The sequence below is a fragment of the Burkholderia sp. IMCC1007 genome (assembly GCF_027257875.1).
In the GTDB taxonomy this organism is placed as follows: domain Bacteria; phylum Pseudomonadota; class Gammaproteobacteria; order Burkholderiales; family Burkholderiaceae; genus Burkholderia.
Map to the genome: position 1 here is coordinate 57,683 of NZ_JAPVQY010000036.1, position 26,746 is coordinate 84,428.

The following is a 26,746-nucleotide window of genomic DNA, read 5'->3' on the forward strand; positions in this document are numbered from 1 at the left end:
AAGGCGACCCGGCGTTCGCGCTCGACGCGCGCAGGTTTTCCAGACGAATGGAACCCATCTTATCAAATGACGAAGCAGATGGGCACTCACATTTGGAATGGGGTGTCAAGGAATGGGGACTCCATTGGCAACCAGGATTTTTCGTGATCCGCGCGCCGGTGGAGGCCGTCGGACGGGCCCCGGGCGGCGCGCTGAAACCGGCCGCGAGCCATGCTGCGCAAGGATTCGCGACCCAATGAATCGCCGGGGCGAGGCGTCGCAATTGCACGTCATTCGCGGGCCCGATTGCATTGCAGCAATCGGCAAAACGGGCATTTTCCTTTCCGTTTGCGCGAGAATCCACGCCTTTATTCCCGCGGACTGGTGCAATAGGCGCCGATCTTTTCACGCGTATATATCGCTCGTGCCGCCGTGGCGGCAGCGCGGGTGGAACCGGTACGATCGTGCGCGGCCCGTCCGGCGCGGGCCGCGCGCGACGGGCGTGTCACCGCCCGTTCCCGCTTGCGTCGTTCGCCTCAGCCGGCCGCGCCGTAGCCGCCGCCCCCGGGCGTTTCGACCACGAACACATCGCCCGCCGCCATCTGCGCACGGCCGATGTGGTCGAGCGTCTCGACCGTGCCGTCCGCCCGCTCGATCGTGTTGCGGCCGAGCGCGCCGGCTTCGCCGCCCGCCGCGCCGAACGGCGCATGGATCCGGTTGTTCGACAGGATCGACGCGGTCATCGGCTCGAGGAAGCGGATTCGCCGCACCGCGCCGTCGCCGCCGCGCCAGCGGCCGCCGCCGCCCGAGCCCGCACGCAGCCGGTGCGAGTCGAGCCGCACCGGGTAGCGCCATTCGAGCACTTCCGGATCGGTCAGCCGCGAGTTCGTCATGTGCGTCTGCACTGCGCCGACGCCCGCGAAGCCGTTGCCCGCGCCGCTGCCGCCGGCGATCGTCTCGTAGTACTGGTATCGGTCGTTGCCGAACGTGAAGTTATTCATCGTTCCCTGGCTCGACGCGACGCAGCCCAGCGCGCCGTACAGCGCGTTGGTGATCGCCGACGACGTCTCCACGTTGCCCGACACCACCGCGGCCGGATATTCGGGGTTCAGCATCGAGCGCGCCGGCACGATCACCGTCAGCGGCTTCAGACAGCCGGCGTTCAGCGGGATGTCGTCGCCGACCAGCGTGCGGAACACGTACAGCACGGCGGCCATGCAGACGGCCTTCGGCGCGTTGAAGTTGTTGTCGAGCTGCGCGGACGTGCCGGTGAAATCGATCTCCGCACGCCGCGCCGCGCGGTCGACGCGAATCGCGACGCGAATCTCCGCGCCGTTGTCGAGCGGGTAGCGGTATGCACCGTCCTGGAGCGCGCCGATCACGCGGCGCACCGCTTCTTCCGCGTTGTCCTGCACGTGCCCCATGAACGCGAGCACGACGTCGCGGCCGAACTGCGCGACCATCCGCCGCAACTCGTCGACGCCCTTCTGGTTCGCCGCGATCTGCGCGCGCAGGTCGGCCATGTTCTGCTCGACGTTGCGCGCCGGATAGCGGCCCGATGCGAGCAGCGCACGCGTGTCGGCGTCGCGCAGCACGCCGGCCGACACGAGCTGCCAGTTGTCGATCAGCACGCCTTCCTCGTCGATATGGGTCGAATCGGGCGGCATCGAGCCCGGCGTCGTGCCGCCGATATCCGCGTGGTGGCCGCGCGAGCCGACGTAGAAGAGCGGCACGTCCGAGCCGTCCGCGAACACCGGCGTGATGACCGTCACGTCCGGCAGGTGCGTGCCGCCGTGATACGGGTCGTTCAGCATGAACACGTCGCCGTCGCGCATGCGGCCGCGATTGCGCTCGATCACCGTGCGAATGCTCTCGCCCATCGAGCCCAGATGCACCGGCATGTGCGGCGCGTTCGCGATCAGATTGCCGTCGCCGTCGAAGATCGCGCACGAGAAGTCGAGCCGCTCCTTGATGTTCACCGAGTACGCGGTGTTCTGCAGCCGCAGCCCCATCTGCTCGGCGATCGACATGAACAGGTTGTTGAAGATCTCGAGCCGCACCGGATCGGCGTCGGTGCCGAGCGAGCGGCGCGTCGGCAGCGGCGTCGTGCGCGTCAGCACGAGGTTGCCCTGCGCGGTCATCTGCGCGCGCCAGCCGGGCTCGACGACGGTCGTGCCGTTCTGCTCGGCGACGATCGCCGGGCCGTCGATCGCGTCGCCGGCGAGCAGCGTGTCGCGCACGTAGAGCGCCGCGTCGTGCCACTGGCCGCCGGAATAAAACCGCACGGCCGTGTGCGCTTGCGGCGCCGCGCCCGCCTCGCGCGACGCGAGCGGCGCGACCTCGACCGGCGCATCGGAGCGGCCGATCGCCTCGACCGACGCCAGTTCGGCCACCAGCGGCGTATCGGGCATCAGGAACGCGTAGCGCTGCCGATACGCGGCTTCGAACGCCTGCTGCATCGCCGCGACACTGCCGGCCGGCACGTCGAGCGCGGAATCGGTGCCCTGGTAGCGCAGGTGCACGCGCCGCTCGGTAACGATACGCTCGGGCGGCACGTGCTGTTCGAGCAGCGCGCCGACCGCTTCGTCGGTCAGCCGGTCGAGCGCCGCGTTCAGCGCCGGCAGCGACGCGTCGGACAGCACGGCTTCCACGGCCCGCTCGCGCATCGCCGTCTGGTCGGCCAGGCCCATCCCGTACGCGGACAGCACGCCGGCCAGCGGATGCGCGAACACCTGCGTCATCCCGAGCGCGTCGGCCACGCCGCATGCGTGCTGGCCGCCCGCGCCGCCGAACGTCGTCAGCACGTAGCGCGACACGTCGTGGCCGCGCTGCACGGAGATCTTCTTGATCGCGTTCGCCATGCTGCCGATCGCGATTTCCAGGAACCCTTCGGCGAGTGCCTCGGGCGTGTCGCGCCGCCCGGTCGCCGCGTGGATCTCGTCGGCGAGCGCCTCGAACTTCGCGACCACGCCGTCGCGGTCGAGCGGCTGGTCCGCGTGCGGGCCGAACACGCGCGGGAAGTGGTCGGGCTGGATCTTGCCGAGCATCACGTTGCAGTCGGTCACCGTCAGCGGGCCGCCGCGTCGGTACGCGGCCGGCCCCGGGTTCGCGCCGGCCGATTCGGGCCCGACGCGCAGCCGCGCGCCGTCGAAGCCGAGCACCGAGCCGCCGCCGGCCGCGACCGTGTGGATGCTCATCATCGGCGCGCGCATCCGCACGCCGGCCACCTGCGTCTCGAACACGCGCTCGAACTCGCCGTTGTAGTGCGACACGTCGGTCGACGTGCCGCCCATGTCGAAGCCGATCACCTGGTCGAAGCCGGCCGCGCGCGCGGCGCGCACCATCCCGACGATGCCGCCGGCCGGGCCGGACAGGATCGCGTCCTTGCCCTGGAATGCATCGGCGCGCGTGAGGCCGCCGCTGCTCTGCATGAACTGCAGGTTCACGCCGGGCATCTCGTGCGCGACCTGCTCGACGTAGCGGCGCAGGATCGGCGACAGGTACGCGTCGACGACGGTCGTATCGCCACGCGACACCATCTTCATCAGCGGCGACACCTCGTGCGACACCGATACCTGCGTGAAGCCGATCCGGCGCGCGAGCTGCGCCAGCATCCGTTCGTGCGCGGTGTAGCGATAGCCGTGGATCAGCACGATCGCGAGCGCCTGCACGCCGCTGTCGAACACGCGGCGCAATGAAGCTTCGGCACCCTGAACATCGAGCGGCACGACCACGTCGCCGTGCGCGCCGACGCGCTCGTCGATCTCGACGACCGTCTCGTACAGCGCATCGGGCAGCACGATGTCGAGATCGAACAGGCGCGGCCGGTTCTGATACGCGATGCGCAGCACGTCGCGAAAGCCGCGTGTGGTTGCAAGCGCGGTGCGTTCGCCCTTGCGTTCGAGCAGCGCGTTGGTCGCGACCGTCGTGCCCATCTTCACCATGTCGACGCGCTCGGGCGTGATCGGTTCGCCGTCGGCGAGGCCGAGCAGATGACGGATGCCGGCCACGGCCGCATCGCGATATTGCTCGGGGTTTTCCGACAGCAGCTTGTGCGTGACGAGCGTGCCGTCGGGCCGGCGCGCGACGATGTCGGTGAACGTGCCGCCGCGGTCGATCCAGAATTGCCAGCGTGCGGCGTCGGAGGAAACGGGGAAAGTGTGTCGGTCGGTCATGGCGATGAAGTCGATATGTCGTTGCATTCAGGACGAGCGCCGCCGCACGGCGCGCGTCGCGCGCCGCGTGATGGCTTCGGCGAAAAGGGAGTGAAAAGCGGCGGGCGGGCGCCCGCTCAGGCGGCGTCGAGTTCGCGGCCGCGCGTCTCGGGCAGCGTCAGTGCGGCGACGATCACCACGCCGTACGCGGCGACGGCGAAGATTCCGATGCTCATGCCGAGCCCGTACTGCTTCGACAGCGCGCCGATCAGGAACGGGAACAGTGCGCCGATCGCGCGGCCCACGTTGTAGCAGAAGCCCTGCCCCGAGCCGCGCACGCGGGTCGGAAACAGTTCGGTCAGGAATGCGCCCATCCCCGAGAAGATGCCCGATGCGAAAAACCCGAGCGGGAAACCGAGCCACAGCATCGACGCGTTGGTCAGGCTCAGCGACGTGTACGCGAACGCGATCACCATCGAGCCCACCGCGAACAGGATGAAGTTCGGCTTGCGGCCGAGCCGGTCGGTCAGGTACGCGCTCGTCAGGTAGCCGATCCACGAACCGAAGATGATCATCGCGAGATAGCCGCCGGTGCCCATCACGGTCAGGTGCCGTTCGGTCTTCAGGAAAGTCGGCAGCCACGTCGTGATCGCGTAGTAGCCGCCTTGCGCGCCGGTCGTCAGCAGTGCCGCGCGCAGCGTCGTCGTGATCAGCTTCGGCGCGAAGATCTCGGTGAGGCGCGGCGCGTCGGCCACTTTCGCCTGGGCGGCCTTTTCCTTCTCGAACACTTCGGGTTCCTTTACGTAGCGGCGAATCACGACCACCAGCAGCGCCGGTGCGAGGCCGACGAGGAACAGCCCGCGCCACGCCTGTTCGGCCGGCAACGCCGAGAACAGCACCGCGTACAGCAGCGCCGACAGCCCCCAGCCGAGCGCCCAGCCCGACTGCACGAGCCCGACCGCCTTGCCGCGATCCCGCGCGCGGATCACTTCGCCGATCAGCACCGCGCCGGCGGTCCATTCGCCGCCGAAGCCGAAGCCCATCAGCGCACGCGCGGCGAGCAGCTGGTGATAGTTCTGCGCGAGCCCGCACAGCGCGGTGAACACGGCGAACCACAGCACCGTCAGCTGCAGCGTGCGCACGCGGCCGATCCGGTCGGACAGGATGCCCGCGATCCAGCCGCCGAGCGCCGACGCGAGCAACGTCATCGTGCCGATGAAGCCGGCGTCCGCGAGCGAGATGCCCCAGGTCGCGACGAGCGTCGGGATCACGAACGACAGCATCTGCGTGTCCATCCCGTCGAGCATGTAGCCGACCTTGCAGCTCCAGAACGCGCTGCGCTCGCGCGGCTTCGCGTCCGCGTACCAGCCGAACAGCCCGTTGCGCGAGGGGCCCGCGGGGGCAGCGGCGGGCGCCGCGAGGGTCTTGCTTTCCATGGTGATGCTCCTGTCGATATGCGCGGTCAAAATCGGTTCGTGTCGTGTCGTGCATGCCCGTGTGCCGGGCTCGCGGCCTGCGGGCCGCCGCTGCGCGCCGCCCTCCGGCGGGGCGGATCGTCTGCGGTCGCGGCACGCTGCCGCGACGGGGCCGGACCGGCGAGCGCGCACGCTGCCGGCGTCGGTTGGGTCAGAACACGGCCAGCGATGCGTTCGTGATGTCGGTCATCAGCATGTAGCCGGGCGTATGCGCGATCGCGAGCGGCAGCTTCGCTTCCATCAGCGCGGTTTGCGGCGTCACGCCGCACGCCCAGAACACCGGCAGCTCGCCGTCGCGCACCGTCACCGCATCGCCGAAATCGGGCGCGCCGAGATCCGCGATGCCGAGGGCTTCAGGATGGCCGATATGGACCGGTGCGCCGTGCACGCCCGGGAACCGGCTCGTGATCTGCACCGCGCGGATCGCATCGGCGCCGCGCAGCGGCCGCATCGACACGACCAGCTGCCCGCCGAAGATCCCCGCGCGCCGGTTCGGGATCGACGTGCGGTACATCGGCACGTTGCGACCCTCCTCGATGTGGCGTAGCCCGATGCCTTCGCGCGCCAGCATGTCCTCGAACGAGAACGAGCAGCCGATCGCGAACACGACGAAATCGTCGCGCCACAGCGCTTCGAGCGATTCGACGCGCTCGGTCAGCACGCCATCTCTGTATACGTTGTAGCTCGGCACGTCGGTGCGGATGTCGAGATCCTCGCCGAGCACGTCGAGCCGGAACGCGCCCGGTTCGCCGACGCCCAGCAGCGGGCACGCTTTCGGATTCGCCTGACAGAAGCGCAGGAAATCGTGCGCGTACGCGTTCGGCAGGATCGCGAGATTCGCTTGCGCGAACGGGCCGCACTGGCCGGCGGTCGGGTTGCGGAATGCGCCGGTGCGCACGGACTGGCGGAATTCGGAAGGCGTCATGGTGTTCGTTGGCAGATCAGGAGGTCGGAGCGATGACGGTGTTGCGTCAGCGGATACGGCCAAGAATAGAAAAGAAAAAATTTTGTCGCCAACGAGTTTTTTTGCGTCGCGTGTATAGAATTCCTTAACGGATCCTGGGGTTTTCCCCGGTGTCGTTCATTTTTCTTCACCGGCACGCTGCCCGTCCACCGTTCGCCCGACCGCCATGAACACGCGTTTTCTCGAAACCTTCGTCACGCTCGCGAAGCTGCGCAACTTCCGCACGACGGCCACCGCGCTGCACGCGACGCCGGCCGCGATCTCGCAACGCCTGAAGACGCTCGAGGACGAATTGCACACCGTGCTCGTCGATCGCGACAGCCGCGAATTCCGCCTCACGCCGAACGGCGAGTACCTGCTCGGCTATGCGAAGGCCGTCGTCGAGGCGACGCACGAGCTGCAGGCCGCCGCGGCCGGCGAAAGCGCGCTGCGCGGCAAGCTGCGGCTCGGCGTGATCGAGACGGTCGTGCACAGCTGGCTGCCGCACTACCTGCGCCGCCTCGCGGCCGACTATCCGCAACTGGAAATCGACCTGACCGTCGACGTCAGCGTCGTGCTGCAGCGCCGGCTGATGGCCGGCGAGCTCGACTTGATCATTCGCGTGGAGGGCAGCGACGAGGCGTCGGTCGTCTGCGACGCGCTCGCGAACTATCCGGTGCGCTGGATCGCGCGCGCGGGGCTGCTGCCGAACACGCGCACCGGCCTCGCGCGGCAGGTGCTGCGCCAGCCGATCCTGACCTACGGGCGCGGCACCGCGCCCCACCGCGCGCTGGAGGACATCGTGCGCACGCTCGCGCACGCGCATGGCGTGCCGCTGTCGGAGACGCGCATCACCGGTTCGCCGTCGATCTCGGTGATCGTGCAGCTGGTGCGCGACGGCTTCGGCGTCGCCGCGATTCCGGTGCTGTTCGTCGATGCGCTGATCGAAAGCGGCGAAGTCGTCGAGTTGCCGTTGCAACCGTCGCCGCCGTCGATCGTCGTGTCGATGTCGCGGCGGGCCGATGCGCCGAAGTTCGTGCACGGCGCGTCGATCGCCGCGCGCGCCGCGTGTCACGAGTATTGCGAGAAGAGCAACCGGTTGCTGGTCGAAGCGCTTTGACCTTTGATGCGCGATTCGGCGGCGCGCGCCGCCGGTGAATGGGCGGGCGCGAATGCGCACATCCTGGGTCGGAATCGGCCGGGAAACGACTGCGTCAGGGCGATCGGCCCTTCTGCGCGCCTGGCGCGAAGTCGATGCCGTGTTGCTGTGTCGATCAGCATGCCGAGGTCAGCTATTGCGTGTGCGAATCCTTCGTTATTGATATGCAATTCGAAGGAAATGATCAGACAGAATCACGCAGGTGTTCCGCGTGGTGCAGGTTGCCCCACATGCGGTTGGGCGAGCTTGCCGTCGCCGTACTCGTGCAGCACTTGCGAGATCACCACGCGATACCCGTCGAGCCAACGCGCCTGCTTCGCCTTCGCTTCCCGATGCGCGGGATGCTGGATCAGCTGCCGCAGCGCCGCCTCCGATTCCCAGTAGTAAACGTTCTGGATCAGCCCGGTTTCAGCGTTCTCCCACGTTTCCTCGCCGAGATAGCCAGGCGTCGCGCGCGCCATGTCGGCGATCTGCCGGTCGAGCCGGTGGAATTCGTCGTCGTATTGCCCGGCGCGGAAGATGAAGGTCGATGCGTACATGCGCGCTCCGTCGGAGACGATTGAAAGAGCGCCAAGTGTAAGGCACGCGGGATGTGCGGATGTCGTCAGGCGGCGTGCTCGATGAGGGCGTGCTGATCCGTGAGCCATGCGTCGATGGTCGGGGCATCGGTGTGCGTGGTTGCAGCGGATGTCGCGGATGTCGCGGATGTCGCAGTTATCGGCATCGCGGCGAGCGCGTGCCGCGCACGTTCGAGTGCCTCCGCGAAACCGCGCAGCTCGCGTGTCGCCGGCCGGTCGTCGAGACGCCGGCGCGCGAGTGCCGCTTCGACCCGTGCGTCGATCAACGCAAGCTGCGCGTCGATGAAGTCGATGCAAAGCATGCGGCAGTGCGCGGAGATCGGCGCGACCGCGAGCAGCACCGGCACGATCGACATCGTCAGATAGCCGCCGGGCGCAAGCCGCGACAATGCGGCGCGTACTTGCGGCCCGCCGTCGATCAGCGATGCGAACACAGCGTCGCGCCACACCGCGCGCTCGAACACGAGCGCATCGCGAAACGTGTCGAGCGCGACGCGGTCGGTGACCTGCCCGGCCGTGACCAACGGTATCGCCGGCGTCGTATCGACCGCAGCCGTGCCGCCGTCCGCACCGACGATGCAGTTCGCACCGAGCCATGCCGTCTCGTCGCGCCGCCCGGCGAGCACACGCGACTGCAAGCGGTCGGGCAACAGCGGATCGAGCGGCACCGCGCCGCAGATCGCCGGCTTGCTCGCATGCACGCTGCAGCGACCGTCGTCGGCCAGTGCAGGGCACCGGCCGAGCGATGGATAGTCGTAGCCTTGCAGCGTCAGTGCGATCCATTCGTCGCCCGCGCCGTGCGTGCGATGGAACAAGCGGTTCGCGAGAGCGTCACAGGCGGCAACGTCATCCGCGTGGAACACATGCTCGCGCCCGCCAGTGCGCGATCGTTCGCCGACGCGCCGCTTCGGCACGCGATGGATCGTCAGCGCACCGACGAAACGGTGACGATGCCGGAACAGCTCGCGCAGCGACAACGTCGGCGCGCTGTTGCAGCAGCGTCCGCACGCATTGCACGCGAGGCGGTAGTCGTCTACCACGGCCGCCGCACCGAGTCCTGGTAGCGCGCCAGGATGAAATGCGCGACGTCGTCCGAGTGATACGCGGCGACGAGCTGCGCAACCCATCGCTTCGTGCGATCGGCATCGCGCACGGTCAGCACGTTCGCATACGGCGAGCGGGCATCCTCGAGGCTGATGCTGTCGCGCGCAGGCTGCAGCCCGGCACGGGCCGCCTCGTCGCTGTCGATCGCGACGAACGCGGACGTGCCGAGCGCCGCATAAAGCCGGTCACGGCGCAGCGCGACGAACTTCAGCCCGAGCCGGTTGCCGGTCACGTCGCGCAGCGTCGCATGCAGCCCGGCCTTTTCGCGCAGCGTCACCAGCGTATCGTTCTGCAGCAGCACGAGCGAGCGCGCCATCCCGCGCGGGTCGGCGGGAAGCGCGACCGTCGCGCCGGGTTGCAGTTCGTTCAGGTTCTTCAGCTTGCGCGAATAGAGCGCCATCGGCAGCGTGACGGTCGGCGCGACGGCGGTCAGCGCATAGCCTTTCGCCGCGCGCGTGGCGCTCAGGCGCTGCGCATCCTCGAAGCTCGCCGCGTCGATACTGCCGCCTGCAAGCGCGGCATCGATGCGCGATGCGTCGTCGAATGCGACGACGTCGACGGTCAATCCGCGCGCGGCGGCAACGCGTTTCACCTCGTCGAGGATTTCCGTATGCACGCCGCGCGTGACGCCGACGCGCACCGCGGGCGCAGCCGATTCGGCGGCCACGATCCACGCCGGACGCATGACGCCGCACGCTACGATCAACCCCGCGGCAACGGCCCAACCCGCGCGCTTCATGACGCATCCCTCAGAATCGTACGGAATCCGATATGTGATGCACCGAGATCGGCTTCCTGCTGTTCGCGCGACGATGCGCGATAGCGCACGCAGTAATCGCGCGAGCACAGGAACGAGCCGCCCTTGATCACCATCGGCGTATCGTGGCGGCGCGTCGGCGGTGCGACGGCTGCCGTGTCGCCGTTCGTATGCGATTGGTGCGGGCCCGTGTACGCGTCCTTCGTCCATTCCCATGCGTTGCCGATCATGTCGTAGAGGCGAAAGCCGTTCGCCGCATAGCAGCCGACCGGGGCCAGCCCCGCATGACCGTCCTCGGCCGTATCGAGCACCGGAAACGCGCCCTGCCAGTAGTTCGCGGCCGGCTTGCCGTTCGCGTCGCGCGGCGCCGCGTCGAGCGACGCGTCGTCGCGGCCGGCCTTGCCCGCGTATTCCCATTCGGCTTCGGTCGGCAGGTCGCGGCCGAGCCAGTGTGCGTAGGCGAGCGCATCGCGCTGCGTGACGAGCGTCACCGGCAGGTTGCCGATCCCCTCCACGTCGCTGCCGGGCCCGCGCGGATGCCGCCACGACGCGCCCTTCACCCACGACCACCATGCGAGGTCGCGCGCATTCAACTCGTCGCGTGTTGGCACATGGAACACCGCCGCACCGCCCTGCTGCTCGGCCTCGGTCACGTAACCGGTCGCCTGCACGAATGCGGCGAACTGCGCGATCGTCACGTCGGTCTGGTCGATCCAGAAGCCGCCCACGCGCGTCTTGCCGTCGCCGAGCGGACGCTCGTCCGCATAGCCGCGCGTGCTGCCGAACACGAACGCGCCGCCGCGCAAGTGCACCATGCCCGCCTTCGGATCGTCGCGCCACTTCGCGGGCAGCCCCGCGTAGCGTTCGCACGCGCGCTCCGAACCGAGCGGCGCGAGCGCGCGGCCGCGATTCAGCTCGTCGAACGCGCCGCCTGTCGGCGCCGCCGGATTCGCATAGCCCACCGCGAATGCCGCGGCGAACAGCGTGGCGGCAAGCGCCGAGCCGATCGTCCAGAAGCGCAACCGCATCGTATCGCTCCCGGGATCAGTAGTAGCCGCGCGGACGCAGCGGCTCGACGCCGCCGACGTTGCTCATATAGGCCTTCCACTGGTCGACCAGCGTGCTGACCACCGACGGGTTCTGTGCCGACACGTCGGTCGTCTCGCCACGGTCCGCCGCGAGGTCGTAAAGCTGCCAGTGACCGTCGAGCGGGCCGAGCGGCGGCTCGGTCCACAACGCCTTCCAGCGACCATCGGCGCTGCGCAGATACGCGCGGCCATACGCTTCGTCGCCGAACGGCGTCGTATGCACTTCGCCGCTAGCCGAACCGATGAGCACCGGCAGCAGCGACTGGCCCGTCACCGGATACACGTAGCGGTTGTTGTAGACCACCTTGCCCTTGTTCTGGTCGACGCCCGTCAGCGTGTTCACCAGCGGCGGCGCCGGCTGCGACGGCGGCGTGACGCCCGCGACCGCGAGGAACGTCGCCGTGTTGTCCGTCACGTGTGTGAACGCGCGCAGCGTCGGCAGTTGTTGCGTCTGGCCCGGTAGACGAACGATCGTCGGCGTCGACACGCCGCCTTCGGCCGAATAGCCCTTCGTGAGCCGGAACGGCGTCGCGCTCACTTCGGCCCAGCGCAGCCCGTATTGCAGCCGCTGCGCGTTCTGCTTGCCGTTGTCGGTGCCGAGCGCGGAATAGGTCGGCTCCTGTGCGTTCGCGGTGTCGGTCGCCGTCGGGTCCGCGCCTGAATCGATCGGCCAGCCTTCCGCGCCGTTGTCCGACTGGAACATGATGAACGTGTTGTCGTATTCGCCGATGTCCTTCAGGTGCTGGATCAGGAGTCCGATGTTGTAGTCGAGGTTCTCGACCATTCCCGCGTAGATCTCCATGTAGCGCGCCTGCGCCTTGCGTTCGGCCGGGCTCAGGCTCGACCAGAGCTTGTCGACCTTGCCGGCACCGTAGTCGCTGTAGCCGTCGGCGGCCGAATGCACGGCGCTGATGTACTTCGCGTTCGCGGTGCCGTCGTTCGCCGTCGCGGGCGACGCCGCCGTCGTTTCGGGCAGGCCGTCGAACGGCTTGAAGTCGGCGGGAATCAGGCCGAGCGCCTTCTGCCGCGCGATCCGCGCGTTGCGGATCGCATCGTAGCCGGCGTCGTATACGCCCGCGTATTTGTGCAGCCACGGGTCCGGCACCTGCAGCGGCCAGTGCGGCGACGTGTAGGCCGCGTATGCGAAGAACGGCTTGCCGTCCTGCTTGTTCGAATCGATGTACGAGATCAGTTTCTGCGTGTAGAAATTCGTCGAATAGAACACGGGCGGGCTGCCGCCCGTACCGCCCGGCTGTCCGGGCTGGCCCGGCTGCACGTAGCGGCCGTCTTCCGTGTAGTTCGACGAGCCGGCCGCCTCGTGCGCAAAGTGGTTCGTCGCGGCGCCGCCGAGCAGCACGTAGCTGTGCTCGAAGCCCCATTGGTCCGGCGTCTGCCCGCTGCCCGTCGTGCTGCCGACGATCCCCGAGCCGATGTGCCACTTGCCCGCGATGTACGTGTGATAGCCGGCGTCCTTCAGCAGTTGTGCGAACGACAGCGCGCGATCGTTCAGGTAGCCCTCGTAGCCGGGCAGGCCGCGCCGCTCGTCGGTCGGCACGCCCATCGTGCCTTCGCCGACCAGGTGGTGATCGGTGCCGGAAATCAGCATCGCGCGCGTGATCGCGCAGACGGTGCCGGTGTGATGGTTCGACAGGATGCGGCCCGATGCGACGAGCGCGTCGAGGTTCGGCGTGTTGATCTCGCCGCCGAATGCATGGATGTCGGAATAGCCGAGATCGTCGGCCATGATGTACAGGATGTTCGGGTGCTTGGCCGCCGGCGTCGCGCTCGCCTGCGGCGGCGGATCGCTGTCGACGCCGCCGCACGACGCGAGCGACACCGCGCCGGCAATCGCGGCGCAGACGACACGGAAACGAAAAGCATGCAACGGCGACGCGGACTTTTTCATTGTTGTTGACGCTCGATCTACGGGATCGGCGATCTTAGCGTCGCTCGCGCAGCGCCCAAAGTCGGATTCGTCACATGCTAACGGGGTGGGGGAATATGTATGGTGGTCCGATGGTGTCCGTCTGCACCGGACCGGACCGGACCGGACCGATTTTGAGATGAACGACGGGATCCGCGACGCATAATCCCGTCGCACGCCACGACTAAAACGAGCCGACCGCATCGCATGATGCGCGTCGCAGACACGGCGAGCGGAACCATCCCGATCACCCAATTCACCCTGGAGAGCCGATGTCAAAAATCACGGAAGTGCTGAAAGTGCTATCGACGTGCGAACCCTATCGCCCTGCAAAAGGCCTGTCGATGGAGCGGGCGCGAAAAGTCGCGAGAATCCTGCTCGCGGGAGGCGGCGTCTGTTTCGTGCTGCTCGGCGCATTGGCGCTTTGGCACAAGGCGTCACCGTCACCGTGGCAGCAGTATGTCGCCCTCGTGTTCTACGTACTGACAGTCTTGTTCAGCCTGCTATCCCTCGTCGTAGAACCTATCGCCGGCATCATCCAGATGTTCCGCTGGAAATCGGAAACGCTGAACACCATCACGCGTGAAGTCGAGACCGACGAGAGCCATGCACGGCTGCTGGCCGGCTTCGACGACAGCACGCTCGAGTACGCGCGACACTTCCTGCAACTCAAGGTGAAGCGTCTCGACGCGCGCGTCGTTTCGTTCTTTGGCGGCGGAACGGCCGCGTACGCGCTGCTTGCCGTAACGCTCTCGAACATCAAGGACGCAGGCGGATTGCCGTGGTTGCAGAGTACGCTGACAAACGGATTCGTTTCCGGAAATTTCCTGAACACCGCCGTCGTATGGGGCATTGCATTCGTCTTCGGGTTCTCCGTCGGCTCGATGGTGTTGAAGGTGGTCCAGTCACGCTATGTCTATCAAGTCGAACTGATCGAGCTCGTGTTACTGCAACGCACGATGGCGAAGGCGGTCACGAGCGCTTGACGCCGTCAGCACGGCGGACGGCGCGCAACCGCGCATCTCGCGCGCTCATCCGGCACGCCCCGCCGCCACCGGCATCGCACGCCGCGACGCAATCCGCAACGCGAGCACGCCGCCGACGAGCAGCGCCACGGCGACCAGCAGCAGCGCCAGGTCGTACGAATGCGTGACGTCCTTGATGTGTCCCATCACCGGCGGCAGCACAAGCCCCGCGATGTTCGCGACCGCGTTGATCAGCGCGATGGACGCAGCGGCCGTGAGACCCGACACGTACTCGGTCGTCACGGCCCGGAACACCGGCGTCGCGGCCCAGTTGAACCCGACCGCAATACGAGCAACGCATACGCAACGGGCAGCACGGGCGTAGATCGCACCGATCAGCAGCGCGCCGGCCAGCAGTAGCGGCACGCCGAGATGCAGCGCGCGTTCGCCGCCGAGATCCGAAGGTCTGCTCGACACCTGCTAAAGTTCCGGTCGATCTTTGGAAAGGAATATGTAAGAATTGCATGACTTATCCGGAGAAAGTCCAGATGTCGAAATGTCCGAGTTTTGCCACAGCCTTCCATGCAAACATGACCGCGTTGCATATGCCCGTTCCAACGACTCTTTTCGCAACGCTTCAAACGTCTGTCACGAGCGTTGCCGCGATGATGGGAATCCTGAAGACATTAGGTGCAGATGCAACGGTCGGTGAACTGATTGGTGCAACGACGAAGCTCGAGGTCGTCACCGTCGGCAGTTCGATTCTGGGCAGCATCTATCTGGGCGCGGTCATCGGCAGCTTGATGGTCGCAACCGATGCGTCATTGGCGTGTGGAATCGGCAGGCGAGGAACCAATATGTCTTTGGCGGTCGCTCAATGGGGCACACGTTACGGACTCGCGGTTCACCCTTTTGTCATGGCTCAAATCCTGCGCCATCCCGAAGTGCTTGCACCGGGCCCGCATAGCTATCTCGGCCTGAAGGCGAACACCGCGATCCGAGGTGCGCAATGAAGTGGATTGCAGATCGATTCCTCCTCATCGTCACGGCATTGGTTGTCACGGCCGTAGGCTGGACGATCATCAGCGCGACAGGCGAATGGTTTCCGCTCCTGATGATGGTGACCGCGTTCGCTTCACTGTGGATCGACAACACGCGCCTGCGCAAGCTGCTCGAACAGAACGGCATCGATCCGCGCCGACGCAAGCGTTAGTCCCTCGCGCGAAAAGCCCGCTGTTAGTACGTGTGCCGTAACCAACACCGTATCGTCGAACAGCAGAAGCGCGATTGCCGCGGCCACATCGCGCAACGTGTCGAAATTGTCTGGTCCTCGGCGCAAATCCCCTGATGATCTCGTCGCGAAGCACGATCGTTGCACGTCCTTCGTCACGTTACATTCTTCTACCAGCGTCAGCGACTGCCGTCACGCGGCCTCGGAAGAGGTTCAAGCGTCACACTCATGTATTTCTCAATGCATGGCTGCCCAGCAGCGATAAGATTCAGCATTGCCGCGCCGAGTCGACGCGCAAACTCGTCATCAATTTGATAGTCGAACTCGTCCAACAGGATCGGCATTTCGAGAACGCCTTGCAATTGCGGCGCGAGTTTGTCCGGATCAGCAGCTCTTACGGTAAGGCTCTGCTGGTCCTCGTCGTAAGTCACCACGACGGCGTAAGGCGAGTGCTTGGTCATTTTTTCAGTCCGTGCCCGGGCGCCGAACAGGAGACCAGTCGACGGAACCGGCCTCCGCAAACTTGAGCCGTTCGCGTAATTCCGGATGTACGCCCGCCTGCATCAGCAGCGCCATGCCGCCCAATCGCCGCGCATCCTCGTCGGTAATCGGGCACCCGTCGTTCGGTTCGGCATGCGGCGGAATCGTGATGGCGACGCCTGCATTCAGTTCGCGGTCAAGTACGGCCTGCACGTCCTTGCGCAACACGGTGCACAGCGTAACCTGTTCGGTCTCCTCGTCGTAAAACACAATGGTGGCGCGTCTCGGTTTGCTCATGTCACATTCCTCTACAAGTCTGGAATTTTTCGAAAGCACGTTGCCTGCACAGTGCGTAGGTCCTGGGGTCTTTATACATCGCGCCAACGGCCGCACACATTTCCATGTCGATTTCGTATCGTGCGAAACACTGTTCCTCTTGATACGGGTCGACAGCCGCCATGGTCAAAGCGTCGCCCCAAGATGAATCGTCGAGCGAGAACGGTGTCGCGTCGCTGAGGAACGGACTGTCAATGCGTCCGGACGCGATGCCCGCAACACCACTGCCTGTGCTCGCTATAACGCTCTCCAGGTATCCTATCAACTCATCTGCCGATACATCGCTTGGCCTTGCCCAACTCGGGATCGGCTTGTCGACAGAAGGCAACGCCATCGGAGCCACTCTACCGAACCGGTTCCCACGAGGGAAAGGGGGCATGGATGGCTCACCACCAGAAGCGCCGCCACTGACCGCCAAGCGCTCGATCTCGACGACGACCCGTCCATCCTCGATGGCAGACTTGAGCACATCGAGCGGTGCACCACGGACTGCGTCAAGGCCCAACTGTCGCACGTACATCACCGCATTCGTCGTCAGGCCCGCATACTTCGGCCAGTGCAGCATCAGCTCGGAGATTGCGGCGCGTTGACTGGCCGACAACGTCGCACGTCCCGCACGCGTCAGCGTCGCGCGCTTTCCAGAACCCAATTCAATCGCAATCGAAGCCATTCGAAACCCCGGCGTTACCGTCGGGCGAATCTACTTTTCGATACGCGATGCCACAAGCTCGCGGTTTTCATGGAACACGCAAAAAGCCCGCGCTCGACGGGGCTGACGGCTCGCATCGTTTCCCTGAAACACGCCGTCGGAGCGCTGCCGCTCGCGGTTTTGGCTCAGGTAGGCGCCCGCATTCCGGACGTGTGCACGTGTGTACGCCCTGCGTCGGAAATCTTTAAATTCTGTTACCTGCCCCAGGCAGTCCCTGTCGCTCGCTCAATACCGCATCACCAGAAACAGCCCCGCAGCCGCAAGCGCCATCCCCGGCCACGCGAGCGCACCGATCGTCTCGCCGAGCACGACGAGCGCGATCAACGCGGTGGCCGGCGGTATCAGGAAAAACAGCGCCGACACACGCGACGCCTCGCCGTAGCGCACCATCGCGAGCAGCAGCGAGATCGCAATCAACGAATTGCAGATGACCAGATACGCGAGCGACGCGGCGAGGCCCGCCGTCCAGTTCACGTGCATCGGTTCGAGTGCGAACGCGAGTGGCGCGGTCACGGCGAGGCCGACGGTGTACTGCACGAGGTTCGCTGTGACCGGATGAACATCGGTGCCGAAGCGCTTTTCCCACAGCGTGCCGCCGGTGATCGATGCGAGCGCAAGCAATGCGAACGCCAGCGCCCACGACAACGACACCGCAACCGACGAGCGCGCGAGGATGACGATCACGGCGCCGGCCGCGCCGAGTGCGAGCCCGACCCAGCGCAGCACGCCAACTCGCTCGCCGGCTATCATCGGCGCGAGCAACCCGACGAGAATCGGCTGCTGCGACGTGACGAGCGCGACGGCCCCGGCCGACATGCCAAGCTTGAGACTCAGATACGTGAACGAGAAATAGCCGGCCTGCAGCAGCAAGCCGACGACGACGAGATTGCGCCATTCGCCGCGCGTGCGCGGCAACGCGGGACGCAGCCACAGGAACGGCCCGACGAGCAGCGCGACGACGCACGCATAGCGCAGCGCGAGGTAGGTGAGCGGATCGGCGTCGCGCAAGCCCAGCTTCAGGAACACGAAGCCGCTCGCCCACAGCAGCAGGAACAGCGCGGGGGCGACGCGCAGCCAGCAGGGTTGTCGCGTAGCCATCGGAGGATCGGTCGTGGTCATATGCGCGCGCCTTGCATGGCCGGACGATCGTCGGTGCCGCTCGCGGCGCGGCTGCGTGCGAACGGGCGCATCAGCGACGCATCAGGCGAGATACGACATTCGTCGCGGTCATGACAATGCCGGTGACGATCACGATCCGCAGTGTCCTGCTCATCACGGCGTGCCCCCGATCAGGTATTGTGCGGTGATCATACGCCGCGTCGATCGATCCTATGTCGTCGCTACGGAGCGTGCACGATGCGCCGCGGCACGCGTTCGTCATCCGCGTCGTCCGATGCCAGCATCTGCGGAATCTCGTCGACCAGCGCATCGACGACGACCCGCACCTTCGACGGCACATGACGCGACGCCGGCCGCACGACGAACACCTCGGCGCCCGACACGCTGTTGCTGTCCATCACGAGCGCGAGGCGGCCGTCGCGCACGTACGGTGCCATCAGCCAGCACGGCAGCCACGCAAGGCCCGCGCCTGCCGCAGCCGCGTCGGCGATCGCGTGCAGGTCGTCGAACCGCAGGCTGCCGGCCGCGCGATGGTCGTGCACCGCGCCGTCCGCGCCGATGACCCGCCACGGCGTCGGCTGTCCGCCGCGCGAATACGCGATGCCGACGTGCGACGCGAGTTCGTTGAGCCCCGACGGCCGGCCGTGACGCGCGAGATAGGCGGGCGATGCGCAGATGCCCATGCGCTGCACGCCCAGCCTCCGGCCGACCAGCGCGCTCGTATCGGCCAGCTCGCCGATGCGGACCGCCAGGTCGAAACCGTCGTTGACGAGGTCGGCCACGCGATCGCTGAACGACACGTCGATTTCAAGCTGCGGATAACGCTCGACGAGGCGCCGCACGACGGGCGCCACGCACTGCCGCCCGAACAGCACGGGCACGCTGATCCGCACGCGCCCGGCCGGCTCGCGGCGGCCCGCGTCGAGCGCGGCCTCCGTCTCGCCGAGTTCGGCGAGCAGCCGCCGGCATTGCTCGTAATAGACGAGCCCTTCGTCGGTCAGGCCGAGCTGGCGCGTCGTGCGCTGCAGGAGCCGCGCGCCGAGACGGAGTTCAAGCCGCGCGACGATCTTCGCGACGGCCGAGCGCGTCATGCCGAGGCGCAGCGCCGCTGCCGCGAAGCTGCCCGACTCCACCACGTCGACAAATTCGGCGACGCCTCTCAGCCGTTCGTCCATGCCGTTGCGCTCCGGTGCGATGACAAGGGTTGTATCCACGCCAGCGACAATCATTGGCCGAATTCTCGCCAATGCGTCCGCCAGCGCAACACTATGATAGTCCGGACTATCTCGAAAAAGGAGTCGACATGCATGCATGGCAAATCAAACCGGGCGACGGCATCGACGGGCTCCGGCGCATCGACGCGACGCTGCGCCCGGTCGGGCCGACCGACGTCGTCGTCAAGATCCATTCGGCCGCGCTGAACTATCGCGACCTGATGTTCGCGCGCGGCGACTATCTCGGCATCGGCACCGACGCGCTGATCCCGGTCGCCGACGGCGCCGGCGAAGTCGTCGAGACCGGCCGCGACGTCACGCGCTTCAAGCCGGGCGACCGCGTGATCAACACCTACTTCCCGCGCTGGATCGACGGGCCGCCGACGGCGCACAAAGTGTCGGGTTCGCCAGGGGCGCAATTCGACGGCGTGCTGGCCGAACGCTTCATCTCCGACGAAAGTGCGCTGGTCGCGATTCCCGCGCATCTCGATTACGACGAAGCGGCGACGCTGTCGTGCGCGGGGATCACCGCATGGAACGCGCTGTTCGTCGATGGTGGACTGAGGCCGAGCGCGACCGTCGTGCTGCTCGGCACGGGCGGCGTGTCGATCATTGCGCTGCAGCTCGCGCAGGCGGCCGGGTTGCGCACGATCGTCACGTCGTCGAGCGACGCGAAGCTCGAACGCGCCCGCGCACTCGGTGCGGACGCAACGATCAACTATCTCGCGACGCCCGAATGGCAACATGAAGTATTGCGGCTCACCGGTGGTGCAGGCGCGGATCTCGTCGTCGAAGTCGGCGGACGCGATACGCTGCCGCGCTCGATCGCCGCGACGAAACTCGGCGGCATCGTGTCGATCATCGGCGGCCTCAGTAGCTTCGGCGGGCCGGCACTCGATCTGCTGTCGCTGATCGGCGGCGTCCGGCAACTGCACGGCTTCATGGTCGGCAGCCGCGCGATGCTCGACGACGTCGTGCGACTCGTCGACGCGAAACGAATCAAGCCGGTGGTCGATCGCGTGTTCGGCTTCGACGAAGCGCCGCAAGCGTATGCGCGCCTGCAAGCGGGGCAGCACTTCGGCAAGGTGGTGATTCGCGTCGCGTCGTAACGCCGGAAGGGACGGCCCGCCGCGGCTCGGCGCCCCACACGCCGGTGCCGCGGCAGGCGTCTCCCGTCAGAGTCAGATCTTCGCGGTCAGCGTGATCCCGACCGTGCGCGGATCGCCGTACAGCGTCGGATACGCGCCATACGACGGCAACAGCTCGAGCTTCTTGTAGACCTTGTTCGTCAGGTTCGTCACGTAGCCGGTCACGATGTATTTCTGATTCGGCGTCGTGTACGACACATGCGCGTTCAGCACCGTATAGCCACCCTGCCACAGCTGCGGCGTCGTCTGCCGCGTCGCGCTGAAGTACTCGCGACTGCGATAGTTCACGTCGCCGCCCGCCGTCAGCGTGCCGAACTGCACCGGCAGGCGATAGTCGAAGCCCGCGTTCAGCGTCGTATGCGGCGAACGCGCGAACGAGTTGCCCACCGCCGTCGGCACGTTGCGGAACTCCGTGTAGCGCGTGTTCAGCAACCCGAGGTTCGCGAACAGGTAGAGGCTGTTGACCGGCTGCGCCTTCAGCTCCAGCTCGAAGCCATCGGCACGCCCCTGCCCCGCATTCGACAGCGTCGACACCGGCGGGCCGCCGAACGGGTTCGGCGCCAGCGCGAACACCTGGATGTCGCGATAGTCGTAGTGGAACACGCTCGCGTTGACGATCAGCCGCTTGTCGAACCATTCGCTCTTGATGCCGACTTCGTAATCGGTCAGGTACTCCGGCGAAACGGTCGACACCGTGCTCTGCGTATACGCGTTGCCGTTGTAGCCGCCCGAGCGGAAGCCGCGCGCATAGCGGAAATACGCGCGCACGTTGTTGCTGAGCGCATATTCGGGCGTGAGGTCCCAGGTCGGCGCGCGCCAGGTGTTCGTCTGGTTCTGCCGCGCGCTGACCGCGAGCGGCGACGACACCGACGACGGCGACCACCAGCTGTTCGGATCGCTGAACGTCACGTTGCCGGTATCCTGCAGCCCGGTCAGGTTGATGGTCTTGCGCTCGATCGTGTAACGCAGCCCGCCCGTCACGTTGAAGCGGTCGGTGAACCGGTACTTGACGCTGCCGAAGATCGCCGCGCTCTGCGTGTGCTGCGTGAGATCCGTCAGATGGTAGTACGCGGGCGACGGCGAGCCCGGCAGTCCGCCGCCCGCGCCCTGCTCGGCCAGTTGCTCGGCAAACAGGTGCGTGCCGACGATCCAGCTCAACCGGTCGGTCTGCGGGGATTCGAGCCGGAATTCCTGCGAAAACTGGCGGCTCGACAGGCGGTCGTGCGAGCGCGCCGCATCGAACGGCGAGTAGTCCTCGTCGTCCTGATACCAGCGGTGCAGCCCTTCGAACGCGGTGATCGACGTCAGCGATACCGCCGGGTTGATGCGCCAGTGCGCGGTCAGCGACGTGCCCCACGTCGAGATGTGATCGCTCGACGGCGCGTTGAGCGACACCGTATACGGATCGCTCGACCCGACGAAGCCGAACTGGTTCGTGCCGCCGCGCCCCGCGCCTTCCGCGTGCCATGCGTTGCCGCCGCCCGTGTAGTTGCGGCCGTGGATGTTGAACAGGAAATCGGTGTCCGACGTCGGCACGGCGAGCACCTGGAAGCGCACCGCGTTGTCGTGGAAGCCGCCGAAGCGCCCTTGCTGCACCGTGTTCGTGTAGAAGCTGTCGGCGTTCTCGTGATACACCGACACGCGCGCGGCCAGCACGTCGTTCTTGCCGATCGGCCCGCCGATCGCCGCTTCCGCGAGCCGGCTGTTGTACTGGCCGAAGCCGAGCTTGCCGTAGCCGCTGACGTCGAACGTCGGCTTCTGCGACGTGATGCTGAGCGCGCCGCCGACCGTATTCTTGCCCCACAGCGTGCCCTGCGGCCCGCGCAACACCTCGATGCGATCGAGGTCGAACAGCGGAAAGCCCTGCCCGAACACGCTGTTGATGTACACGTCGTCGAAGTACACGCCGATCGGGCTCAGCGACAGGTCCGACGGATCGTTGCTGCCGACGCCACGCAGGAACCAGCGCGGCCGCTCGCGGCCCTCGGTCGATTGCCCGGTGAAGTTCGGCACGTATTTCGTCACGTCGTTGATCACGCGCAGTTCGTTGTTCTTGATCGCGTCGCCGCTCAGCGCGCTGACCGCGACCGGTACGTCCTGGATACGCTCCTTGCGCCGGCGTGCCGTCACGGTCACCGTGCCGAGACTCGTTTCGCGTACGGCCGTGCCGCTGTTCGCACGTGCCGGCTTCGACGCGGCCGCGCCGTCCGGTGCCTGTTGCGCCGGCTTCGCGTCCGGCGCCTCCGCCGTCGCCGCGCCATCCTCTGCCCACGCGGGCAACGATACGGCGCCGCCCGTCAGCAGTCCCCCCAGCGCGGTGACGATTAGTTTTTTCCTGAACATCGATGAGTCATCCTGTTTGATCGGTTGAACGCACGTGCGTGCGCGACGCACGGGTGCTCTCATGCAATTCGGATGCCAGCATCGACATGCCCGTCGCACGGGGCCTGCGGCGCGCATGCCGCAGCGGTGTTGCTGCCTGCGCATCTGTGAACGCAGGAAAACTGCTGGCCACGCAACACTGCCCGATTCGGAAATCGTCAGGACAGCTTCGCAGGCAGCGGCTGCGTCGCATCGCGACGGCCGTGCACGAACCGCAGCGCAAACGCAACCAGCACGACGACCGGCAACCAGCACAGAACCACGGCCCGCAACCCCACGAGCGGCACGAGCGCACTGCCGACCAGCGGACCACAGAACGCGCCGGTCATCGACGCGAGGTTGTAGAGGCTCGATACCTGGCTCTTGTCGGCCGGATGACGGCCGAGATGCTGCATGTTGACGAGATGCAGCAGCGACGACCCCGCGCACAGCGCGGCGAGCCCCGCGCCGACGATCCATGCATCGCGCGCGAGACCGAGCGCGAGCAGCCCGGCCATGCCGCCCGCGAGGCTGAGTGCATGACAGCGGCGCTCGGTCATGCGCTGCGTGACGTGCCCGAGCCCGAACAGCGCGATCACCGCGGCCGCGCCCTGCCACGTCAGCAGCGCGACGGCATGCGTCTGCGTGAGGCCGAGCGACTGGATCGCGAGCACCACCGTATAGGTGCCGACGAGTGCGCGCGTCGCGCTGTTCACCGCTTCCACGACGAGCTGCTCGCGTATGTCGCGGCTCCACGCAAGCGCGAGCAACGCGCGCAGGCCGCCGGTTTGAAATGACGCACCACGGGGCGGCGGCACCGCATCGCCGAGCAACACGCGGCTGAACAACGCCATCCCCGCGAAGCTCGCCGACGCCGCGCAGAACGTCGCGACCGCACCATGCGTGCCGATCAGCCAACTCGCGAGCCACGGCCCCGCCATGCCCGTTCCGATCGACATCGCCGCGCGATACCAGCCCGCGCGGGCGAGGCCGATCTGCGCGAGACGCGCGAGAAACGCGCCGTTGATCGACACGATCCGGAACGGAATGCACAGCCCGATCAGCCCCTGCGTGAGCGCGATCAGCGGCCATGCGCCCGTGAACGGCACGACGAGATTGAGCAGCATCGGCCCCATGCTGGCGGCGAAGTACACGCGCCGCGCACCGTAGCGCGCGACGAGCAGCCCGGCCGGCAACGTCATCAGCGCAATGCCGAGCGGCTCCATCGCGGCGATGATGCCGAGCCGCGCGTCGTCGACGCCGAGCGCCAGCGCATACAGCGTCGTCGCGAGCTGCGCCATGCTGATCGTCGTGCCGCTCGCGAGCGCGAGCAGCATGAAGCCGCCGGTGAAGCGCTCGCGCCGCCATGCGTCGGCAACGCGTGCCGGCGTGCTCACCGCGACAGCGTCGCGATGCCGTCGAGCGCGCGCCGATCGACCCACGCGCGCACGTCGAAGTCGGCGGGCAGGAACCGCCAGTCGACCAGGAACCGCTTGAAATCGTCGAGCGCGGCGATCGACGCTTCGTCGAGATCCGTGCGCAGCCGCCGGTGAACGTCCACGCCGTACGCGAGCCGCAGCCAGTCGTGGCCCGAGCCCGTCTCGCGGCCGAGATAGCCGAGCACTTCCTGCTCGTGCTCGCGCGCCCAGCCTTCGACATCGGTCACGCGTGCGAGAAAGCGGCTGACGATGTCGGGATGGCGGTCGAGCGTCGACGCATTGACGGTCAGCGGCCGCGGCGAGCCGTTGTTGATGCGGATCTGCGGATCCGGATGGAAACCGATGTCGACCACCGGTTGCGCGCCGATCAGGTGCGCGGTTTCGAGCCCGAGCGAACCCTTCACGTAGATCGCATCGACGTCGCCGCGCACCAGCGCGGCCGCCTCGGCCGCATAGAGCCGCCGGCTCGACAGGCTCGCCGGATGACTGAACGCCGCGTCGCGGGTTGCCGGTGTAGACACCGGCGCGCGCAGGTTCGACGCCGGTACGTCGACCCATTCGACGTCGCCGGGGCCGAGCCCGTCGAGCGACAGCGCACTGACGAAGCCGCGCAGCGCCGCCGCGCGGAAGATGTCGATCCGCTCGCCGTCGCGGCGCGGCAGGCCGATGCGGCGCCCACGCAGATCCTTCGGCCGTGCGAGGCCCGCTTCCGGCAGCGCGACGATCGCCTGTGCCTCGTCGACCCAGGTCAGCGCGATCACGCGCGTGTCGGCGCCGGACGCGCGCGCCCACAGCGCCGGAATGCTACCGCCCTGCCGGAACGCGTTATCGAGCGAATGGTCGACATGCGCGCGATGCAGCGCGGCGTGCTGGCTTTCCTGCAGCGCGCGCACGGTGATGCCGTCGCCGGCGAATTCGTGATCCAGCCAGCCGAGATGGGCGGCGATGCCGAGCGGGGTCGGCACCGGACAGCGCGTGTACCAGATCGACTGGACGTTGTGTGAAGCCGTGGTGCTCATGAATGCGTTCGCAAAAAAGGAGTCGTTGTGAAAGGCGCGTCAGCCGCGCGGCGCGGTGAGCACCGACAATCGCTTGATGCCCGCGTGCTCGATCGCGGCCATCAGCTTCGCGACGGTGCCGTACGGCACGTGCTCGTCGGCCTGCAGGTCGAGCGCGACGTCGGGCCGGCCGGCCTTCAGCGCGGCCAGCTCGGCCGGCACCGTGTCGAGCGCGACCGCGCGCTTGTCGAGATACACGACGCCGTTGCCGTCGACGCTCACGGTGACGTTCGGCTTGCGGTCGGCCGGCGCGGTGGCGACGGTGTTCGGGAGATTCACGTGCACCGCGTTGTTCAGCAGCGGCGCGGTGACGATGAATGCGACGAGCAGCACCAGCATCACGTCGACGAGCGGCGTGATGTTGATTTCGCTGAGCACGTCGTCGTTGTCGGAGGACGATGAGAAGGCCATTATGCGAACGCCTCCTGGCGCGTGTCGTCGGAACGGCGCGCCGGCGCGGCAGCGGGCCTGGCGGCCGGCACGCGGAAGCCGGCCTTCTGCGCGAGCGTGACGAAGTCGGTTGCGAACGCATCGAGATCGGCCGACGCGGCCTTCACGCGGCGCACGAAGAAGTTGTACGCGAGCACGGCCGGCACCGCGACCGCGATCCCGATCCCGGTCGCGACGAGCGCTTCGCCGATCGGCCCGGCCACGACGTCGATGCTCGCCGACGCGCTGTGCGTGATCGCGGTCAGCGCGTGGATGATGCCGAACACGGTGCCGAACAGCCCGACGAACGGCGCGGTGCTGCCGATCGACGCGAGCACCGCGAGCCCCGCTTCCTCGCGCCGGCGCGCGTTGTGGATCTGCTGGCGCAGATGGCGTTCGAGCAGGTCGTGGCGGCTCCAGCTGTGTTCGAGATCGTGCGCGCTGCTCTCGTCGGCGCGCCGCAGCGCGTCGAAGCCCGTCGCGGCGAGTTCGCCCACCGGGCTGTTCGCGCCGTCGAGCGCGGCCGCGTCGTGGAAGCTGTTCGCGGCCCAGAACGCGCTGACGTAACGCCGGTTGCGCGCGCTCGAGCGCAGGCTCTGGATCGCCTTCACGACGATCAGTGTCCACGTGACGACGGAGAAGACGACGAGCAGCCAGAGCGCGCCCTGGACGATGAAGGTGGTCGGGATAGCGTTCATGATGTGAGTTCCTTGAAAAATGGGCGGGCGGCCCCGCGGGTCAGCCCAGCTTGAAATCGATCGGCACGTTGACCCAGCCGTCGACCGCTTCGTTGCCGCGCTTCGCGGGCACGAAGGTCCAGCGCTTCACGGCGGCCACCGCCGCGCTGTCGAGCAGGCGGCGGCCGCTGCTCGTGCGGACCTCGACCGAATCGGGCGAGCCGTTCGCGAGCACGTGCACGCGCAGCACGACGCGCCCTTCCCAGCCCTGGTCCTGCGCAAACGCCGGATAGTCGGGCGCCGGGTTGCGCAGGTATGCCGCGTCGCCGATCGGCGCGGTTTCACGCACGGGTGCGGCGGGTGCGGGCGCGGGTGCAACTGCCTGGGCCGGGGCGGCGGGCGCCGCGACGGCCGGCGTC

Annotated in this window: 24 protein-coding genes and 1 pseudogene; 5 read left to right on the forward strand and 20 right to left on the reverse strand. The window is 67.2% G+C overall.

Translation table 11 applies throughout. From position 1 onward, the window contains the following. Positions 1-515 precede the first annotated feature (515 nt). From O1Q03_RS26180 to O1Q03_RS26190, 3 genes are all read right to left on the reverse strand, one after another. A complete protein-coding gene (locus tag O1Q03_RS26180; RefSeq protein ID WP_269506928.1) occupies positions 516-4,154 on the reverse strand; it encodes a hydantoinase B/oxoprolinase family protein in 3,639 nt (1,212 codons plus the stop codon). 116 nt (positions 4,155-4,270) lie between these two features. Then, positions 4,271-5,569, reverse strand: a complete 1,299-nt coding sequence (locus O1Q03_RS26185; protein ID WP_269506929.1) for an MFS transporter — start codon at positions 5,567-5,569, stop codon at positions 4,271-4,273. A 190-nt stretch (positions 5,570-5,759) separates the two neighbouring features. Next, positions 5,760-6,533, reverse strand: a complete 774-nt coding sequence (locus O1Q03_RS26190) for a putative hydro-lyase (protein ID WP_269506930.1) — start codon at positions 6,531-6,533, stop codon at positions 5,760-5,762. Between the two features lie 205 nt (positions 6,534-6,738). Between O1Q03_RS26190 and O1Q03_RS26195 the strand changes: the two genes are divergently transcribed. Continuing rightward, positions 6,739-7,671 (forward strand): LysR family transcriptional regulator, encoded by a 933-nt coding sequence (locus O1Q03_RS26195; RefSeq protein ID WP_269506931.1) that lies wholly within the window; start codon positions 6,739-6,741, stop codon positions 7,669-7,671. Between the two features lie 233 nt (positions 7,672-7,904). On the opposite strand, the gene O1Q03_RS26200 is transcribed toward O1Q03_RS26195, so the two are convergent. From O1Q03_RS26200 to O1Q03_RS26220, 5 genes are all read right to left on the reverse strand, one after another. After that, positions 7,905-8,249 carry an antibiotic biosynthesis monooxygenase family protein gene (locus tag O1Q03_RS26200; RefSeq protein WP_269506932.1) on the reverse strand — a complete coding sequence of 115 codons (345 nt, stop codon included), beginning with the start codon at positions 8,247-8,249 and terminating at the stop codon, positions 7,905-7,907. Between the two features lie 65 nt (positions 8,250-8,314). Beyond that, positions 8,315-9,328, reverse strand: a complete 1,014-nt coding sequence (locus tag O1Q03_RS26205; RefSeq protein WP_269506933.1) for a YkgJ family cysteine cluster protein — start codon at positions 9,326-9,328, stop codon at positions 8,315-8,317. Then, positions 9,322-10,077: a MetQ/NlpA family lipoprotein gene (locus O1Q03_RS26210; protein WP_269506952.1), complete on the reverse strand. Its 756-nt coding sequence runs from the start codon at positions 10,075-10,077 to the stop codon at positions 9,322-9,324. The genes O1Q03_RS26205 and O1Q03_RS26210 overlap by 7 nt, the downstream gene beginning before the upstream one ends. Positions 10,078-10,127: 50 nt before the next feature. Beyond that, positions 10,128-11,177, reverse strand: a complete 1,050-nt coding sequence (locus O1Q03_RS26215) for a formylglycine-generating enzyme family protein (protein WP_269506934.1) — start codon at positions 11,175-11,177, stop codon at positions 10,128-10,130. Between the two features lie 16 nt (positions 11,178-11,193). Next, positions 11,194-13,143 carry an arylsulfatase gene (locus O1Q03_RS26220; RefSeq protein ID WP_269506936.1) on the reverse strand — a complete coding sequence of 650 codons (1,950 nt, stop codon included), beginning with the start codon at positions 13,141-13,143 and terminating at the stop codon, positions 11,194-11,196. A gap of 308 nt (positions 13,144-13,451) precedes the next feature. Between O1Q03_RS26220 and O1Q03_RS26225 the strand changes: the two genes are divergently transcribed. Then, positions 13,452-14,147 carry a hypothetical protein gene (locus O1Q03_RS26225; RefSeq protein WP_269506937.1) on the forward strand — a complete coding sequence of 232 codons (696 nt, stop codon included), beginning with the start codon at positions 13,452-13,454 and terminating at the stop codon, positions 14,145-14,147. 45 nt (positions 14,148-14,192) lie between these two features. Here O1Q03_RS26225 and O1Q03_RS26230 read toward each other — a convergent pair. After that, positions 14,193-14,600 (reverse strand): annotated as a pseudogene (locus O1Q03_RS26230) (MFS transporter); the annotation flags it as partial. Between the two features lie 50 nt (positions 14,601-14,650). Between O1Q03_RS26230 and O1Q03_RS26235 the strand changes: the two are divergent. Together O1Q03_RS26235 and O1Q03_RS26240 are read left to right on the forward strand one after the other, a co-directional pair. Then, positions 14,651-15,139, forward strand: a complete 489-nt coding sequence (locus O1Q03_RS26235) for a hypothetical protein (protein ID WP_269506939.1) — start codon at positions 14,651-14,653, stop codon at positions 15,137-15,139. Further along, positions 15,136-15,339, forward strand: coding sequence for a hypothetical protein (locus O1Q03_RS26240; protein ID WP_269506940.1), 204 nt, complete (start codon positions 15,136-15,138; stop codon positions 15,337-15,339). The genes O1Q03_RS26235 and O1Q03_RS26240 overlap by 4 nt, the downstream gene beginning before the upstream one ends. Positions 15,340-15,536: 197 nt before the next feature. Here the strand turns inward: O1Q03_RS26240 and O1Q03_RS26245 are convergent, their stop codons facing one another. The 5 genes from O1Q03_RS26245 to O1Q03_RS26265 all read right to left on the reverse strand — a co-directional run bounded on the left by O1Q03_RS26245 (position 15,537) and on the right by O1Q03_RS26265 (position 19,176). Next, positions 15,537-15,818 carry a hypothetical protein gene (locus O1Q03_RS26245; RefSeq protein WP_269506941.1) on the reverse strand — a complete coding sequence of 94 codons (282 nt, stop codon included), beginning with the start codon at positions 15,816-15,818 and terminating at the stop codon, positions 15,537-15,539. Positions 15,819-15,822: 4 nt separating this feature from the next. Next, positions 15,823-16,134 (reverse strand): hypothetical protein, encoded by a 312-nt coding sequence (locus O1Q03_RS26250; protein WP_269506942.1) that lies wholly within the window; start codon positions 16,132-16,134, stop codon positions 15,823-15,825. 1 nt (position 16,135) lies between these two features. After that, entirely contained in the window at positions 16,136-16,843 is a 708-nt protein-coding gene (locus O1Q03_RS26255; protein WP_269506943.1) for a hypothetical protein, read from the reverse strand. Between the two features lie 264 nt (positions 16,844-17,107). After that, positions 17,108-17,980, reverse strand: a complete 873-nt coding sequence (locus O1Q03_RS26260) for a DMT family transporter (RefSeq protein WP_269506944.1) — start codon at positions 17,978-17,980, stop codon at positions 17,108-17,110. A 242-nt stretch (positions 17,981-18,222) separates the two neighbouring features. After that, positions 18,223-19,176, reverse strand: coding sequence for a LysR substrate-binding domain-containing protein (locus O1Q03_RS26265; RefSeq protein WP_269506953.1), 954 nt, complete (start codon positions 19,174-19,176; stop codon positions 18,223-18,225). A 128-nt stretch (positions 19,177-19,304) separates the two neighbouring features. Here O1Q03_RS26265 and O1Q03_RS26270 point away from each other — a divergent pair, with 128 nt between their 5' ends. Continuing rightward, positions 19,305-20,324, forward strand: a complete 1,020-nt coding sequence (locus O1Q03_RS26270) for a zinc-dependent alcohol dehydrogenase family protein (RefSeq protein WP_269506945.1) — start codon at positions 19,305-19,307, stop codon at positions 20,322-20,324. A gap of 72 nt (positions 20,325-20,396) precedes the next feature. Here O1Q03_RS26270 and O1Q03_RS26275 read toward each other — a convergent pair whose 3' ends face one another. The 6 genes from O1Q03_RS26275 to O1Q03_RS26300 form a co-directional block, all read right to left on the reverse strand. Beyond that, positions 20,397-22,706, reverse strand: a complete 2,310-nt coding sequence (locus O1Q03_RS26275) for a TonB-dependent receptor (RefSeq protein WP_269506946.1) — start codon at positions 22,704-22,706, stop codon at positions 20,397-20,399. Between the two features lie 197 nt (positions 22,707-22,903). Further along, on the reverse strand, positions 22,904-24,121 hold the full coding sequence (locus O1Q03_RS26280; RefSeq protein ID WP_269506947.1) for an MFS transporter: 1,218 nt from the start codon (positions 24,119-24,121) through the stop codon (positions 22,904-22,906). Next, complete coding sequence (locus tag O1Q03_RS26285) at positions 24,118-25,182, reverse strand: ABC transporter substrate-binding protein (protein WP_269506948.1); 1,065 nt, start codon at positions 25,180-25,182, stop codon at positions 24,118-24,120. Before O1Q03_RS26285 ends, O1Q03_RS26280 begins: the two co-directional genes overlap by 4 nt. Before the next feature lie 39 nt (positions 25,183-25,221). Next, positions 25,222-25,632, reverse strand: a complete 411-nt coding sequence (locus tag O1Q03_RS26290) for an ExbD/TolR family protein (RefSeq protein WP_269506949.1) — start codon at positions 25,630-25,632, stop codon at positions 25,222-25,224. Further along, positions 25,632-26,348, reverse strand: coding sequence for a MotA/TolQ/ExbB proton channel family protein (locus O1Q03_RS26295; RefSeq protein WP_269506950.1), 717 nt, complete (start codon positions 26,346-26,348; stop codon positions 25,632-25,634). The genes O1Q03_RS26290 and O1Q03_RS26295 overlap by 1 nt, the downstream gene beginning before the upstream one ends. A gap of 40 nt (positions 26,349-26,388) precedes the next feature. Continuing rightward, positions 26,389-26,746, reverse strand: a 358-nt coding sequence (locus tag O1Q03_RS26300; RefSeq protein ID WP_269506951.1) for an energy transducer TonB, incomplete at its 5' end; no start/stop codon positions are given.

Bases quoted from the DNA above. Each gene is read 5' to 3' on its own strand.
- O1Q03_RS26270 (WP_269506945.1), top strand. From the start codon at position 19,305: ATGCATGCATGGCAAATCAAACCGGGCGACGGCATCGACGGGCTCCGG.
- O1Q03_RS26265 (WP_269506953.1), bottom strand. From the start codon at position 19,176: ATGGACGAACGGCTGAGAGGCGTCGCCGAATTTGTCGACGTGGTGGAG.
- O1Q03_RS26210 (WP_269506952.1), bottom strand. From the start codon at position 10,077: ATGCGTCCGGCGTGGATCGTGGCCGCCGAATCGGCTGCGCCCGCGGTG.
- O1Q03_RS26260 (WP_269506944.1), bottom strand. From the start codon at position 17,980: ATGGCTACGCGACAACCCTGCTGGCTGCGCGTCGCCCCCGCGCTGTTC.
- O1Q03_RS26180 (WP_269506928.1), bottom strand. From the start codon at position 4,154: ATGACCGACCGACACACTTTCCCCGTTTCCTCCGACGCCGCACGCTGG.
- O1Q03_RS26195 (WP_269506931.1), top strand. From the start codon at position 6,739: ATGAACACGCGTTTTCTCGAAACCTTCGTCACGCTCGCGAAGCTGCGC.
- O1Q03_RS26185 (WP_269506929.1), bottom strand. From the start codon at position 5,569: ATGGAAAGCAAGACCCTCGCGGCGCCCGCCGCTGCCCCCGCGGGCCCC.
- O1Q03_RS26220 (WP_269506936.1), bottom strand. From the start codon at position 13,143: ATGAAAAAGTCCGCGTCGCCGTTGCATGCTTTTCGTTTCCGTGTCGTC.
- O1Q03_RS26275 (WP_269506946.1), bottom strand. From the start codon at position 22,706: ATGTTCAGGAAAAAACTAATCGTCACCGCGCTGGGGGGACTGCTGACG.
- O1Q03_RS26200 (WP_269506932.1), bottom strand. From the start codon at position 8,249: ATGTACGCATCGACCTTCATCTTCCGCGCCGGGCAATACGACGACGAA.
- O1Q03_RS26235 (WP_269506939.1), top strand. From the start codon at position 14,651: ATGACTTATCCGGAGAAAGTCCAGATGTCGAAATGTCCGAGTTTTGCC.
- O1Q03_RS26245 (WP_269506941.1), bottom strand. From the start codon at position 15,818: ATGACCAAGCACTCGCCTTACGCCGTCGTGGTGACTTACGACGAGGAC.
- O1Q03_RS26290 (WP_269506949.1), bottom strand. From the start codon at position 25,632: ATGGCCTTCTCATCGTCCTCCGACAACGACGACGTGCTCAGCGAAATC.
- O1Q03_RS26295 (WP_269506950.1), bottom strand. From the start codon at position 26,348: ATGAACGCTATCCCGACCACCTTCATCGTCCAGGGCGCGCTCTGGCTG.
- O1Q03_RS26250 (WP_269506942.1), bottom strand. From the start codon at position 16,134: ATGAGCAAACCGAGACGCGCCACCATTGTGTTTTACGACGAGGAGACC.
- O1Q03_RS26240 (WP_269506940.1), top strand. From the start codon at position 15,136: ATGAAGTGGATTGCAGATCGATTCCTCCTCATCGTCACGGCATTGGTT.
- O1Q03_RS26285 (WP_269506948.1), bottom strand. From the start codon at position 25,182: ATGAGCACCACGGCTTCACACAACGTCCAGTCGATCTGGTACACGCGC.
- O1Q03_RS26190 (WP_269506930.1), bottom strand. From the start codon at position 6,533: ATGACGCCTTCCGAATTCCGCCAGTCCGTGCGCACCGGCGCATTCCGC.
- O1Q03_RS26215 (WP_269506934.1), bottom strand. From the start codon at position 11,177: ATGCGGTTGCGCTTCTGGACGATCGGCTCGGCGCTTGCCGCCACGCTG.
- O1Q03_RS26255 (WP_269506943.1), bottom strand. From the start codon at position 16,843: ATGGCTTCGATTGCGATTGAATTGGGTTCTGGAAAGCGCGCGACGCTG.